Annotated in this window: 9 protein-coding genes; 6 read left to right on the forward strand and 3 right to left on the reverse strand. The window is 40.5% G+C overall.

Annotation, left to right across the window (positions count from 1 at the left end):
* Nucleotides 1–2 precede the first annotated feature (2 nt).
* Entirely contained in the window at nucleotides 3–1,118 is a 1,116-nt protein-coding gene (locus QF042_RS10780; RefSeq protein WP_307528123.1) for an XdhC family protein, read from the reverse strand.
* Between the two features lie 181 nt (nucleotides 1,119–1,299).
* On the opposite strand from QF042_RS10780, the gene QF042_RS10785 reads away from it, so the two are divergent.
* Both QF042_RS10785 and QF042_RS10790 read left to right on the forward strand, forming a co-directional pair.
* Nucleotides 1,300–1,473, forward strand: a complete 174-nt coding sequence (locus QF042_RS10785) for a hypothetical protein (protein WP_307528125.1) — start codon at nucleotides 1,300–1,302, stop codon at nucleotides 1,471–1,473.
* 4 nt (nucleotides 1,474–1,477) lie between these two features.
* Nucleotides 1,478–2,119, forward strand: coding sequence for a hypothetical protein (locus tag QF042_RS10790; protein WP_307528127.1), 642 nt, complete (start codon nucleotides 1,478–1,480; stop codon nucleotides 2,117–2,119).
* A gap of 15 nt (nucleotides 2,120–2,134) precedes the next feature.
* Here QF042_RS10790 and QF042_RS10795 read toward each other — a convergent pair whose 3' ends face one another.
* Nucleotides 2,135–2,365 (reverse strand): hypothetical protein, encoded by a 231-nt coding sequence (locus QF042_RS10795; protein ID WP_086547003.1) that lies wholly within the window; start codon nucleotides 2,363–2,365, stop codon nucleotides 2,135–2,137.
* 157 nt (nucleotides 2,366–2,522) lie between these two features.
* Here QF042_RS10795 and QF042_RS10800 point away from each other — a divergent pair, with 157 nt between their 5' ends.
* Nucleotides 2,523–2,705 carry a twin-arginine translocase TatA/TatE family subunit gene (locus QF042_RS10800; RefSeq protein ID WP_307528130.1) on the forward strand — a complete coding sequence of 61 codons (183 nt, stop codon included), beginning with the start codon at nucleotides 2,523–2,525 and terminating at the stop codon, nucleotides 2,703–2,705.
* Nucleotides 2,706–3,286: 581 nt separating this feature from the next.
* On the opposite strand, the gene QF042_RS10805 is transcribed toward QF042_RS10800, so the two are convergent.
* Complete coding sequence (locus QF042_RS10805) at nucleotides 3,287–5,029, reverse strand: ABC transporter ATP-binding protein (RefSeq protein ID WP_307528132.1); 1,743 nt, start codon at nucleotides 5,027–5,029, stop codon at nucleotides 3,287–3,289.
* Nucleotides 5,030–5,228: 199 nt separating this feature from the next.
* Here QF042_RS10805 and QF042_RS10810 point away from each other — a divergent pair, with 199 nt between their 5' ends.
* From QF042_RS10810 to QF042_RS10820, 3 genes are read left to right on the forward strand one after another with little or no spacing between them, the layout of a single operon-like run.
* On the forward strand, nucleotides 5,229–6,647 hold the full coding sequence (locus QF042_RS10810) for a glycoside hydrolase family 28 protein (RefSeq protein WP_307528134.1): 1,419 nt from the start codon (nucleotides 5,229–5,231) through the stop codon (nucleotides 6,645–6,647).
* Between the two features lie 8 nt (nucleotides 6,648–6,655).
* Nucleotides 6,656–10,054 carry a DUF4450 domain-containing protein gene (locus QF042_RS10815; protein WP_307528136.1) on the forward strand — a complete coding sequence of 1,133 codons (3,399 nt, stop codon included), beginning with the start codon at nucleotides 6,656–6,658 and terminating at the stop codon, nucleotides 10,052–10,054.
* 58 nt (nucleotides 10,055–10,112) lie between these two features.
* Nucleotides 10,113–14,468, forward strand: a complete 4,356-nt coding sequence (locus tag QF042_RS10820) for a hybrid sensor histidine kinase/response regulator transcription factor (RefSeq protein WP_307528138.1) — start codon at nucleotides 10,113–10,115, stop codon at nucleotides 14,466–14,468.
* The last annotated feature ends 297 nt before the right edge of the window (nucleotides 14,469–14,765 follow it).

Below are 14,765 nucleotides of genomic sequence, written 5' to 3' on the forward strand. Positions count from 1 at the left end.
GCTTAATTACTTTTTAATTCGTAAACGTGAATCGGATTTTTCTTCTCTTTTAAAAACATGGCCGAAGCACCTGTAAAAACGGATTTAATCTCTGCGAGGATAGAAATGGCAATTTCTTCTGCAGTTTCTGCACCAATATCCAGCCCAACCGGACCATGTACACGTGTTTCGTTTGCCGGCGTTGCCAAATCCAGTTCATCTAACATCCTGACCAGCTTTTTCTTTGGCCCTAGTGTACCGATATATGGAGCGTTTGTACCCAATAAATATTTAAGTAGTTCGAGATCATAGTTGTAATTATGTGTCATCAGTACAAAGGCCGTTTGCTCATCTATCTGAATTTGAGCTAACACATTTTCAGGTTTACTCACTAAAATCCTGGTTGCGTTTGCAAAACGTTGGGGCGTGGCATGTGTAGGTCTTCCATCTATTACGGTTACTTCCCAACCTAAAAGGTAAGCCATTTCGGCCAAAGGCTGCGCATCATTGCCTGCACCTGCTATCATTAATGAAATAGGAGGTTGGATAAACTCCAGAAAGGCATCAATCTGTTGACTGTCGCGCTCATAAACTTTAAATGTTGTAGTTTTATTTTCAGAAACGTTCTGGATATCTTTAATTAATTCATCACTAATTGACTTTGGGGTTTTAGAAAAAATAGGTTCATTTCTAAAAAGCATGCTTGTACCTAACTGCTGCTTACCTGTTAGGGAAAAAAGTGTTGCTAATACCGCATTCTCCCTTTTGCCTTGCAAAGCGATTAAAATAGCAATTGGATTTAACTCATCCGCTTCTATAATGGGTTCGAACAGGATATGTACGATACCATTGCAGCCTAGCTGAACACCAAATTTGGCATCATCTTCGTCGGTGGTATCGTAAGTAATGAGCTTGTTTTCTTGCTGTACAATTGCCGAAAGTGCTTTTCGCAACGCATCCCCTTCTAAACAACCACCACTAATGGCACCTGTTAACTGGCCATCTTCAGTAATCAGCATCCTGGCGCCTGGCCTTCGGTAGGAAGAACCTTCTACCTTAACTACCGTTGCAAGGGCTGTTTTTTTCTTTTCCTTCGTAGCCTTTTGATATGCCTTTATGATATCGGTAATTTCTTTCATTAGGGATTGATGCAATAGATGATGCAATTTAATCATTATCTATTACAAAATGAGTAAGAAGTAGGAGAAGCCCATTTGTATTGACGTTTTTTGTATAAGCGACGGATATGCAAAACATCAGGTATATTTTCTCTTTTAGTAATTGTATTGGTATATTTGACTATACAATAGGTAGTTAATCATGAGTGAAAAGGATATACAAAATTTAATGGATCTGGCTAAGGTTAAACTTGAAGAAGCAAAGCAGATGACAAAAACGGAGGCTATCCGTTCATTAAATCATGCTGGCATCCTAACAACAAAGGGCGAGTTTAAAAAAGATTATCAACCCCTTGAAGAAATCGTAGATAAATAATTCTATGTATGATGTTAGGCCCAATACGATTATTGGTTTCCATGGATGCGAACTTAGTATCCGCAATAAATTAATATCAAACCCAAATATTATTGAAATTAGTAAAAAGCCCTATGACTGGCTTGGGAATGGATTCTATTTTTGGGAAAATAATTATACCAGAGCATTTCAATGGGCCAACGATAAATATGACCGTGGAGAAATTACAATCCCTGCTGTTTTAGGTGCAGTGCTTCAGCTTGGCAATTGCTGTGATTTTCTTGATTCAAAATTTACTGGTCTTATAGAATCTTATTACCCTGCTATGGCTGAAGAATATCAGCAAGCTGGGAAACCACTGCCCAAAAATCTGGAAGCAAGAGATGATGGGCATAAAGACAAATTGTTAAGATTGCTGGATTGTGCAACTATTGAATATATGCATAAGTCGATCACTGAAAATTATTTCAGCGATATAAACAATAAAAACCATAGTCAATTCAAGGTATTCGATTCTGTAAGAGGCGTCTTTTCTGAAGGAGGACCTGCTTTTCCAGGAGCAGGAATCAAGAAAAAAAGTCATATTCAAATCTGTATTCGAAATCTTAATTGCATTAAGGGATTCTTTATTCCACGCGAAGAAATTGATTTCCCCATACCTTTATAAATAAGGCTTTTAAAATCAAAAAGGCTCGGAATGAAAAATTTCGAGGTTAATACAGCGCAAACCAATACTGTTAAAGAGCTCGGTGATTTCTTTTGTCCAATCTCTTGGCGAATCTACCCTAAGGATTTTATCGCTGTCCCATAAATCGATATTCCACTTAATTTCTTTGAACTGGCTGTTCAGCAGTGGGCTGATTACGTTTAACTCGCTATCCGTGGATACATTTGTTTTGAAAACGGCTATCATATAGAAAAGTTTTTAGGTCTGTTATCAGTAGTAGACGTACAACTTTAGAAATTACTTTAAAAGGAGTTGATTTTTTTAACTATTTTAAATTTTGTTGTCAAAGAACCAAGACCCTGTTTTATGCGTAGGTGTAATATATTAATAAACTGAAAACAAAATGTTGAATACAACCATCGCTGCCCTGCTTGGAGGCCCTGAAATGATTATTGTTGGAATAGCTGTACTATTATTATTTGGCGGAAAGAAAATTCCTGAACTAATGAAAGGAATTGGCAAAGGGATAAAAGAATTTAAAGCAGGACAGGAAGAGGAAAAACCTGAAGTAACAAAGCAAGCTTAATTTTTTTTAAAATTTCTATGCCGAATAGTTAACCTGGGGTGAAGCGCAACACAGGAACCAGGTTGGTTTGATGCAGCGGCCTTACGCTCCGGAAAAGAAAGGTTGCTTTATAAATAAAATTAGCCAGCTGAATAATGGAAATGTTTTTTTGTTTGGAAATGGAAGGGCAGTTATTCTTAGTGCTTTGCAGCCCTGCTTTTGGTACAAGTCCCGATGGAAGAATCGGGAGCTTTTCCCGACAATCAGGTTTATGAACAGCGTTTTGTGCCCTTGCAAACCGCTAAAAAGAAAAACAGCTAATTAAACCATGTAAGGCATAGAAGAAAATATAAGCTTATATGGTCCTTACATTTCTTACATGGTTAATGCCTTTTTGTTATCATCGCGTTTATGAACAGCGTTTTGCACCTTGCAAACCGCAAAAATGAAAAGCTGTTTTAGCCATTTAGCCGCGGGTGAAGCGTTACCCTGCTGGTTGATTATGAAACCGAAGCGTAAAAGCGCAACACGGGAACCAGGTTGGTTTGATGCAGAAGCCCTGCGCTCCAAAACCACATTTTATGTATAAAAATCTTCTCAACTTACCTGCGCTCACCAATTTGTTGCCGCCACATGGAATAATACAGGCCTTTCTTTTCAAGCAGTTCCGTATGGTTGCCCGTTTCAGATACTTTTCCCTTTTCGAGCACAAAGATTTTATCGGCATGCATAATGGTCGATAATCTGTGGGCAATGAGGATGGTCATTTGTTCTCTTCTATAGGAGATTTCGCGTATAGTTGCCGATATTTCTTCTTCGGTAAGCGAATCTAGCGCCGAGGTAGCCTCGTCAAAGATCAATAACCTTGGTTTTCTTAATAACGCCCTTGCGATGGAGATCCGTTGTTTTTCGCCGCCAGATAACTTCATGCCATTTTCGCCCAATACCGTATTAATTCCTTGAGCAGCTTTGGCAATGAGCGCAGTTGCCGAGGCTTTCCTTAGCGCTTCCATAATCTCTTCTTCACTGGCTGTAGGATTAACAAAACGCATGTTTTCCCTAATGGAACCTGCATAAAGCTGGGTATCCTGAGTGACGAAACCGATCTGCCTCCTTAATGGATTGTAACGGATGCGTTTAGAACTGGTTTCGTTAAAGAGAATCTCACCATCAACCGGAAGATAAAGCCCTACCAATAATTTAACAAGCGTAGATTTGCCAGAACCTGAAGGGCCAACAAATGCTACTGTTTCACCATTTTGAATCTCGAAAGATATATCGTCAATGGCATTGTAACCAGCTGTTTTATGTCTGAAAATTACATTTTTAAATTCGAGCCGGTTTAAGGCATCAAGTTCTACGGCATCATCAGGGCGTGTTTCTATCGGCTTTTGCATCAAATTATCGAAGGTTTTAAGCGAAGCATCGGCCTCCCTGTAGAGGATGATCATATTACCCAAATCTTGCAGTGGCGTAAAGATGGCGGTGGAGATAAACTGCATCGCAATCAGTTCTCCTGTGCTGAGAATTTTGCGGAAAATTAGCCAGAGCAAAATGAACAGTACCGATTGCTTGAGCAGGTTGAGCAAATTGCCCTGCAGAAATGATAACGTACTTACTTTTCTGGCTTTTAACATTTCAAGGTCGAAAATTTTCAAGGTCTGTACATTTAGCCTTCTGATCTCTGCAAAGGTTAAGCCCAAACTTTTTACCAGTTCGATATTGCGCAGGCTTTCTGTTATTACACCAGCCTGTTTATCGGCCTGACGGTTAATGGACCGCTGAATGGCCTTTATCTTTTTAGACAAGAGGCCTGTTAAAGAACCCAATACCAATACGCCTATAAAAAATACAGGCACCAAAAGCCAGTTCTTGTTCAGGCTGTACCACAATAAAAAACCGATCCCAACCAATGAAGAAAAAAGAATATTGATAAAAGCGTTAATAAAACGTTCGGCATCGGTTTTTACTTTTTGCAATACAGAAAGCGTGGTTCCACTGCGGCTTTCTTCAAATTCCTGAAAGGAGAGACGGAGTGTTTGTTTAAGGCCATCGTTAAAAATATTCATTCCGAAACGGGCTACTGCTTTTCGGGTAGTAAATTCCTGTATCGAACGGCAAAGTCTGGCTACCAGTGCAATAGCAAGCGCAATAAGCAGCCAATAAAAAACTTCGCTAATCAGCTGACGTTCGCTTAAATGGTGTTTGTTGGTAGAATAATCGTCGATGATTTTTCCAAAGATGATAGGGTCGAGCAAGCTTAAGAGCTGAGCTGCTGCTGCCAAAAGGAGCGATAATATAATGAGTTTCCGGTGAGGCCTCAGGTATTTTAAAAGTATTTTCATCTTAGAGGAGTACAGGTACAGTTGGGCAAATAATAAACGCGAATGGCTTATAATAGTTTTGATAAGATTTTGTACTTGCAGGGATGAACAGGATGCAGCAGGATGGTTGGATAACCCACATTCTATATATTAACCGGAAATAAACCAGCAGACCAGCTAACGCATGCTGTAATGTATAACCAAATATATTCCCGGATTTATGAAAAGCATCCCTTTTTTTGTGTTTGCAGCCTTTATGCTCGTTAATATTACCGTTTTTGCCCAACCCAAAACACCAGATTGGGTAAGCAAGGTAGGCGCTAGAAAATTCAGTTTTAAGCTGACTAACTACTCCGTAAATAAGTTTGGAGCGATAAACGATGGTAAAACTTTGGCTACAAATGCCATTCAGAAAGCCATTAATGATTGCGCTGCAAAAGGTGGTGGGGTAGTTTCTTTTGAACCAGGCCAATACCTTACCGGATCGATTTTTATTAAAAACGGGGTTAACTTAAGGATAGATGAGGGCGTAGGAATCCTCGGTAGTCAGAATATTAAGGATTATCCCGAAATAGATACCCGAGTGGCAGGGATTGAAATGAAATGGCCAGCAGCGCTGATCAATATTCTTAAACAGGATAAAGCTTCCATTTCGGGTAAAGGACTCATAAATGCCCAGGGCAAACCGTTTTGGGAATACTACTGGAATTTAAGAAAAGAATATGACCCCAAAGGATTACGATGGATTGTGGATTACGATGCCAAACGTCCAAGAACGATATTGGTCGAGTCGGCCAAAGATGTGGTGATCAAAGATATTCATGTACAACAAGCTGGCTTCTGGACGGTGCAGATCTTGTACTCTTCTTATGTAACTGTTGATCATATTACCATTCGGAATAATGTTGATGGCAGTGGCCCAAGTACGGATGGGATTGATGTAGATTCCTCGCTATGGACACTGATCGAAAATTGCGATATAGATTGTAATGATGACAATTTCTGTCTTAAAGCTGGTCGCGATTGGGATGGGTTGCGGGTTAACCGGCCAACAGAATATGTGGTGATCCGGAATTGTGTGGCCCGTAAAGGAGCAGGTTTACTCACTTTGGGCAGTGAAACTTCGGGCAGTATCCGCCACGTTTGGGCTGTTGATCTGGTAGGCTACGGTACCGGAAATGCCATCAACATTAAATCGGCCAAAACCAGAGGAGGTACAGTTGAAGACGTGTATTTCGGCAACATTATCATGCATGGTGTGGGCAATGTGATCCAGGTAAACCCAAACTGGAACCCCTCTTATAGTTATTCTACCTTACCGGCTGGCTACAATCCGGATTCTATTCCGGCACATTGGACCAAACTGTTAACCCATGTAGAACCCGCAAGTAAGGGTATCCCTAAAATACAGAACATCAACGTATTTAATGTTACGGCTACAAGAGCCAAGAAGGCAATCAACGCTATTGGTTTTTCTGAAACCATATTGAAAAATTTTAACCTGAGCAACCTGAAAATAGAGGCTGCTACTGCAGGAACGATCGATTTTGGGCAAAACTGGACTTTTGATCGGGTGAATATTACCACTGCAGATCAAAGTGTATTGAAAGTGAGCAATTCAGTAAATGTAAATCCATAAACGTTTTGATGATGAAAAGATTTTACAGTTTTTGCTGCTGCCTGACGCTGTCTGTTACCACACTTTTTGCACAAGAACTTTATCCTCCGGTATTGAAAAGCGGAACCTGGCACAATGAAAAAGCCAGTTTAAGGTACCATCCGGAGGGGAGAGATTTTGTAATCCATAACGGAACAAGGAGATTTACCAGAGCTTTGTACGGAACCAATACCGCGTTTAGGGTAGAAGCAGGCGATCTGCCCGAATTTGCTTTGTACATGCCTGCCATGGGGGGTAATTTGCAGTTTGCTTTGTTAGATGGCAATAGCAGTAAATGGCTGATTAAAGCCGCTGATATTACGGCAAGGTACAGACCAGGATCGATGATTTATGCTATAAAAGATCCAATATTAGGCAATGGTGTACTTCATTTAACAGTATTGGCATTAAGTAACGGCGATGGTGTTGTGCTTAAAGCCCGCTTCGAAAATGTGAAGAAAGGAGTGGAACTGCTTTGGGTTTTTGGTGGTGCAAGTGATAAAAAGTTTAGCCGGAGTGGCGATATGGGCGTAGATCCTGAATCTTCTTTTTATCTGGAAAAACAAAACTGTAAGGATAATGTATATACAGTTACGAAGAACGGTTTTTCGCTTCAATACGCCAAAATCAAAAAAATAAACGGAACTTTTCCTGCCGGAATCAGAGTTGCCGATGCTGCTGATTTATCTTCTCCTTTAAACTTAGATCAATCTAAAACACAGCAAAACCAAGTAGTTACCGGGAAATTGAAAATAGAAAACGGTAAGGATTTTTACATATTGATCCAAAATCCTGAAAAAGACGATGCTCCTAAAACATGGGACAATGCCACTCAGTTTATGGAGGCTGAAAAGAAACGTCAAGTTTTGGCCGATCGGATCCTGGTTGATACGCCAGATCCTTTTTTTAATACCCTTGGTGGTGCTTTGGCTATGGCTTCGGATGGAATTTGGGAATCGCCCTCTTATATGCATGGTGCCATTGGTTGGCGTATGCGCTTGCCGGGCTGGCGTGGTCCTTACACGGCCGATCCCTTAGGCTGGCACGATCGGGCAAGAATACATTTTAATGCCTATGCCAAATCGCAGGTGCTTAGCCCGGAGAGCGGACCTGTTTTAGCCGATACGGTCTTTAATCTTTCCAGGTCGAAAGAAGCGATGGGAACGGCAATGTTCAGCAATGGTTACATAAGTCGTGAACCCGATGGAAAATCCATCAGGCCACACCATTACGATATGAACCTGGTATATATCGATCAATTGCTCTGGCATTTTAACTGGACAGGTGATTTAGCCTATGTGAAGGAAATGTGGCCTGTAATTAAACGACATCTGGCCTGGGAGAAAAGGGTTTTTGATCCGGATGATAATGGTCTTTATGATGCTTATGCGGCCATCTGGGCAAGCGATGCGCTGCAATACAGTGGTGGAAGCGGAACGCACAGTTCGGCTTATAATTACCGCGCAAATTTAGTTGCAGCTCAATTGGCCCGATTGATTAATGAAGATCCCAGTAGCTATCAGAAAGAAGCCGATAAAATATTAAAAGCGATGAATAGCCAGCTTTGGATGCCAGAGAAAGGCTGGTATGCGGAATATAAAGATGCTTTAGGCTTACAGCAATTACACCCTGCGGCAGGTTTGTGGACGGTTTATCATAGTATAGATGCTGAAGTTCCAGATGCCTTTCAGGCCTGGCAAAGTTTGCGTTATGTAGATACTAACATTCCACATATTCCGGTAAGAGCCAGTGGGCTTGAAGATAAAGGTTATTATACCTTATCAACCACAAACTGGATGCCTTACGAGTGGTCGCTAAACAATGTGGTTTTGGCCGAAGTTACGCATATGGCATTGGCCAATTGGCAATCGGGCAGAACTGAAGAAGCCTTTAAACTTTGGAAAAGTGAATTGCTGGCCAGCATGTATATTGGCGGTAGCCCGGGTAATTTTGCGCAGGTTTCTCGATACGATGCCATTTTAGGCGAATCTTACCGTGATTTTGCCGATCCGGTAGGCATTAATTCCAGGGCACTGGTAGAAGGGCTTTTTGGTATCGTACCAGATGCACTGAATAAAACCCTGCTCATCAGACCAGGATTACCGCAAGAATGGAATCATGCAGCTTTAAATATTCCCGATCTTTCTTTTTCTTTCAAACGGAAAGGTTTGGCAGATACTTATGAGCTACTGCCTAGATTTGCCATCAGGCTTGGACTTAAAATGCGCATTAAAGCCAGAAGTAGTCAGTTAAAATCGGTTAAGATCAATGGTAAAGAAGTAAAGTGGAAAAACGTAGCTGATGCCATCGGTTTACCTGAAATTGAGATTGAAAGCGCAGCTGCAAAAGATTACCTGGTTGAGTTAACCTGGGGTAGCGGGACAATTAGCCATCCTAAAATAAATACAGCTTATACCCTTGGTTCGAAATTGGAAGTCGATTTCGGGAGAGTGAAAATCGTTAAGATACTCGATCCCCAAAAGGTGCTTAATAACACAACTACAAACCTGGGAAAACTGAGTGCCAACGTTCAGGGCGAACTTGGCGACCGTACTGTTTTTGCACAGATCAGTAATGGTTCATTTACCTATTGGTTTCCGATCTGTTTCAAACTTAATGAAGGCGTTAAGAAGTCTGATCATACTTTGGATTTAACTTCCTCTCAGTGGGCAGGTAAAAAGCTCGAAACGCAGGATTTATCTGCTTATTTTAATGATCAGGTCAGCCAGATTTTTAATCATAAATATTTATCACCACGGCCACAAACCACAACTTTACAGTTGGCTTGGCAGGGTATTGGCGATTGGACGCATCCAAAACTAAAACCAGAAATTAACGATGCAGGTTTGCGCAAACTGGCCGGCGCTAAAGGCGAATTTTCAATGTCTTCGGGCATAGTTTTTAAAACGCCTTCAGATAGTACCTCGAAAAATATCATTTACACTTCTCAATGGGACAATTTTCCACGAAAGGCTGAAATTCCACTTTCAGGCAAAGCGAGTGGCATATTTTTTCTTCTCGCCGGAACAACTAACCCGATGCAAAGCAGAATGGATAATGGAGAAATTATGGTTCATTATACCGATGGCTCTATTGAAAAACTTCCTTTGCGTAATCCAGAAAATTGGTGGCCAATTGAGCAGGATCTTTTTACAGATGGTTTTGCTTTCGATACAAGTGCAGCACGACCAGTCCGCGTGCATCTAAAAACAGGAAAAATCGTAACCGCACAAGACGGCGACAGCTGGAACGGAAAGGAAATAAAAGGAGGTGCGGCAACAGCATTGGGTATTCAGCTCGATCACAATAAAACACTTGCTAAAGTCACTTTGTCTGCGCTGTGCAATGATGTGATTATTGGTTTAATGGCTGTGACGTTAGTTCGTTAGTTTTTGAATAATGTGTTATAAAAACTGGATATCGAGAAAAATAATAGTGCTGATCATAATGATTTGCTTATCTTTTTTCTCTGTATTTGCGCAGTTGAAAAGCAATATAGCCCATTATTCTACTGAAGATGGACTTTCGCACGATGGTGTGCTTTGCATTACCCAAGACCGCGATGGTTTTATGTGGTTTGGTACTTTTGATGGTTTAAACCGTTTTGATGGAACCAATTTTGTGGTTTACAAAAGCAGACCAGGCGATACTTCAAACCTGCGTTCCAATAAAATAAGAGAAATTGTGGAGGATAAATCTGGTTATTTGTGGGTGAAAACCTACGATTTTAAGATTTATCGTTTTGATAAACGTACGGAGCAATTTTTGCCGGTATCTGATGGTCCTTTTAAGTCATTTTTTAAAGATCAGGTCATTATAGATCAGGTAGTGCCCGATTCCAAAAATGGGGTTTGGTTGTTAACCGAAAATCAAGGTCTTTTATATGCTGCAAATAACTCAAAAGGGCAACCAGTTGTTATTCAGTTCGCTAAAATGCAGCAATCTGCACGACAGATTAAAGGAAATGCTGTAAAATTCAGGTATCTCGATGAAAAACAGCGGATCTGGATAGGCACTGAAGGTGGATTAAACTGTCTGCAACGAAACCCTAACGGAGATTATCAAGTGGTCAGGTTTGAGCCAGCGGTAGAAAAAATGCTTTCTTCATTTGCTATTAATTGCGTTGCACAGAGCAAAGAATCACTTTATTTTGGTACCAGTGATGGGAATTTATTAATCTATGACCTCAGAACACAGTCTTTTCAGATTAGGCAGATTAGCAAGGGAACGGCCTTTAATTCCATTTGTTATTCAAAAGCAGGTTTGCTTTACATTTCAACCAAAGGTAAAGGCATGCTTACGGTAGATCCGATCAGTTTTAAAGTTAGCGGATCTGGTACAAACGAAAGTTATTTATCTCTTTACGAAGATCGGTCAGGTTTGATTTGGATCGAGCCACAGGAAAACGGTATTGTAAAATATGATCCTAGAACGCAGCAGTATAAATATTTTAGCCAAAAAAGGGATTTCAACTTTTCAAGCCGCGATTATAGTGTGGTTGCAGACGCAAACAGTGTATTATGGGTGAGCATGAAAGGTGGTGGTTTTGGTTATTACAATCCACAGCGTGATGAGATTGATTATTTTTATGATCAACCGGGTTCTTCAGATCAAAAATTCTCCAATATCATCACCAGTTTATACCTGGACCGTACTGGTACGCTATGGATGAGCGCAAGGGATGGCGGAATTAACAAAGTGGTTTCACTCACTGATAAGTTTAATTATCATCGTTTGGCTGATAATCCCAAAAACCGCTCAGAGAATGAAGTAAGGGCCATGATGCATGATCAGAAGGGCCGTTTATGGATCTGTAGTAAAGACGGCCAGGTTCGGGTTTACGAAAATGAAAAAGAAGTTGCTGTTTTCGGAAAAGGAAATAAAATTGGCACGGTTTACAGCATCATAGAAGATAGCAAAGGTAATGTCTGGTTAGGCACCAAGGGTGATGGTTTGTTTAAAGCAACACCAACTGATCAAAAACGCAATCTTTATATCATCAGGAATTTTAGAAATGATCCGAGAGATGTAAATAGCCTGAGTAGTGATCTGGTTTACTCGGTTATTGAAGATTCGAGAGGGCGGATCTGGGTAGGCACATTGGGCGGTGGGATTAACCTTTTGAGTAATATCAATGGTAAAGAAGGTTTTAAGAATTTTTATAATGCTTTTCATAATTACCCTTTTGGTTGGGCCAAGGTAATCAGGTACCTGTTGGAAGATAACGGCGGTAGGATATGGATTGGAACGAGCAATGGCTTGCTGTTGTTTGATCCGAACAAGCCGGTTGCCAATGGTTACCGGTTTTTATCTTACCGTAAAATCCGCGGGGACCATGCCAGTTTGGGCAACAACAGCGTGCAGTATATTTATAAGGATAAGATCGGTGGAATCTGGATCGGTACTTTTGGTGGGGGATTGAACAAAGTAATTATCGATCAGAAAAATCCAGATAGATTACGTTTTGAAGTTTTTACCACACAAAATGGCTTAGCAAATGATGTGTTATTAGGGATGAGTGGTGATAAGGATGGAAATATCTGGATTGCCACTGAACGCGGTTTATCCAAATTTAATCCAAAGAACAAGACATTTAAAAACTACGATTCTTTTGATGGATTGCCAAAAGTTGGCTTCTCTGAAGCGACGTGTTTTACAGCAGGTAACGGGCAGCTCTATTTTGGTCTTACCGATGGCTACATCAAATTTAATCCTTCAAAAATTGCCGATCAGCGCACTTCGGCAAAAATGGCACTGACCAGAATTCAGCTGTACTACAAAGATATTGATCCCGGAGCTAAAGATTCGCCACTAAAATATACCATTAACGAAACAGAATCGCTCCAGCTCAATTACGATCAAAATGTAATCAGCATTGATTATACGGTGCTCGATTACCGTGCCTCCAACAAAATAACCTATGCCTATAAGCTCGAAGGTTTTGATAAAACCTGGCATCAGGTAAACGATCTGCGCAGGGCAACCTACACCAATATTCCGCCTGGAAGTTATACTTTTAAAGTGCGGGCCACAAATGATGACCTTTTTTCAAGTCTGCCAGAAAAAACACTGGAGATTATCGTACATCCGCCTTTTTATTTAAGTTGGGTTGCCTATCTGATCTACTTTTTCTTAGCCATTGTTGTTGCCGTTTTGGCTCGAAGGATTATTGTAACCATGATCAGGTTACGCAATAAGGTGTTGGTAGAACAGAAATTGACAGAAGTAAAACTCTCTTTTTTTACCAATATCTCACACGAATTGAGAACGCCATTAACGTTAATTGTAAGTCCGCTGGAAGAAATATCACGTAACGAGCAATTATCAGATAAAGGCAGGGAATTTATCAATGTAATCCACCGCAATGCCAACCGCATGATCAGGTTTACCAATCAACTGCTTGATTTTAGAAAGCTGCAGAATGGTAAAATGCAGCTTAATGTTGCCGAAATCGATGTGGTAGCCTTATCAAGAGAGGTAGCCAGCCACTTTTCTGCCATGGCCGAAGAAAAGCACATTGATTTTAATGTTTTTGCTGATCAACCAAAGGTTTTTGCCTGGGCAGATGGCGAGAAGATTGAAATTATCCTATATAATTTGCTTTCGAACGCCTTTAAGTTTACGCCAGCACATCGAAAAATATGGATGGAGATTAAAACAGAAGAAGAAACAGGCGACATATTGATGCACATTGTTGATGAGGGTAAAGGCATTTCTGTAGATAAACTTGAAGAAATATTTGAGATCTATCACGAAGAAAGTATCACCGCAGATACCAATTTAAAAGGAACGGGAATTGGATTAGCGCTGGCCCGTGGATTGGCCTTAAGTCACCACGGTAAGCTTTGGGCTGAGCAACATAGCAGCGGCGGAATGATCTTTACCCTTCAACTAAAACCTGGATATGCACATTTTGATGCTTCGGAGGTGAATTTTACTGAAAAGCAGGATATAATTGAACCAATAGATTTAGCCTTGCCGGTAGAAAACCTTATCCTGTCAACTCATGCAAATAAAAACGGACTTCATCCGCAACTCTTAATTGTTGAGGATAATCCCGATCTGAGAAACTTTTTGGAGCTTCGATTTAAAGATCGGTATCGGGTAAGCACTGCTGGTGATGGCGCTGAAGGTTTTGAAATGGCCCTTTCCATTCTGCCCGACCTCATAATCAGCGATGTGATGATGCCTAAAATGGATGGCATTCAAATGCTCGACCAGTTAAAAAATGAAGCCGCTACAAGCCATATCCCTGTAATTTTACTAACGGCTAAATCTTCTATCGAAAGTAGAATTGAAGGTTTGAAATATGGTGCAGATATTTATTTAACCAAACCTTTCAATACCGATTTCCTGTCGGCAGCCATTGATAATTTAATCCGTTCCAGAAGAAAACTATTCGAACAGCTCTCCAATAAACAAGATCAACGTATTGTAACACTTCAACCGGATGAAATTGTAATTACCTCGAAAGATGAAACGTTTTTAAAAGAAATTATAAAAATCGTAGAAGAGGGCATGGTACAAGCCGATTTTAACATTGATGAGGTGGCTACTGCGATTGGTATGGGCCGAACAACATTCTATAAAAAACTAAAAAGCCTGACTTCACTGAGTCCTGTAGAATTTGTACGTGATATGCGTTTAAAACGTAGTAAACAGTTGTTAGATTCAGGCGAATTCACTGTTTCTGACGCAGGTTATTTATCAGGTTTTAACAGTTTGCCTTATTTCAGTACCTGTTTTAAGGAGAAATACGGTGCTTCACCATCGGCTTATCTTAAAACAATCGTGCATAGCTAATTACTGTTGTTTTGCTCTGCGGTAATCTGCGAAATCAGCGGGAACAAATTTAGTATTTACAGTTTATTCTCCCGCAGATTAAAAAGATACCCGTAGATTTTATTGATGTTTTTTATTCTGCGGTAATCTGCGAAATCAGCGGGAACCAAAACAGTTAATGTCATTAAGTTAAGCGCTTCGGTCGTCAGTCTGAGCATAGTCGAAGACTACTTGAGATAGATAAATCGCAAATAAATGCCCTTCAACTACGCTATCAATGGTAGATATTAAAGATGGTCGTCATCTCGACCGGAGCAA

This window comes from Pedobacter sp. W3I1, assembly GCF_030816015.1.
Classification (GTDB): Bacteria; Bacteroidota; Bacteroidia; order Sphingobacteriales; family Sphingobacteriaceae; genus Pedobacter.

Excerpts from the sequence above, each read along its gene's own strand:
- QF042_RS10805 (WP_307528132.1), bottom strand. The coding sequence starts at position 5,029 with ATGAAAATACTTTTAAAATACCTGAGGCCTCACCGGAAACTCATTATA.
- QF042_RS10795 (WP_086547003.1), bottom strand. The coding sequence starts at position 2,365 with ATGATAGCCGTTTTCAAAACAAATGTATCCACGGATAGCGAGTTAAAC.
- QF042_RS10815 (WP_307528136.1), top strand. The coding sequence starts at position 6,656 with ATGATGAAAAGATTTTACAGTTTTTGCTGCTGCCTGACGCTGTCTGTT.
- QF042_RS10780 (WP_307528123.1), bottom strand. The coding sequence starts at position 1,118 with ATGAAAGAAATTACCGATATCATAAAGGCATATCAAAAGGCTACGAAG.
- QF042_RS10800 (WP_307528130.1), top strand. The coding sequence starts at position 2,523 with ATGTTGAATACAACCATCGCTGCCCTGCTTGGAGGCCCTGAAATGATT.
- QF042_RS10820 (WP_307528138.1), top strand. The coding sequence starts at position 10,113 with ATGATTTGCTTATCTTTTTTCTCTGTATTTGCGCAGTTGAAAAGCAAT.
- QF042_RS10790 (WP_307528127.1), top strand. The coding sequence starts at position 1,478 with ATGTATGATGTTAGGCCCAATACGATTATTGGTTTCCATGGATGCGAA.
- QF042_RS10785 (WP_307528125.1), top strand. The coding sequence starts at position 1,300 with ATGAGTGAAAAGGATATACAAAATTTAATGGATCTGGCTAAGGTTAAA.
- QF042_RS10810 (WP_307528134.1), top strand. The coding sequence starts at position 5,229 with ATGAAAAGCATCCCTTTTTTTGTGTTTGCAGCCTTTATGCTCGTTAAT.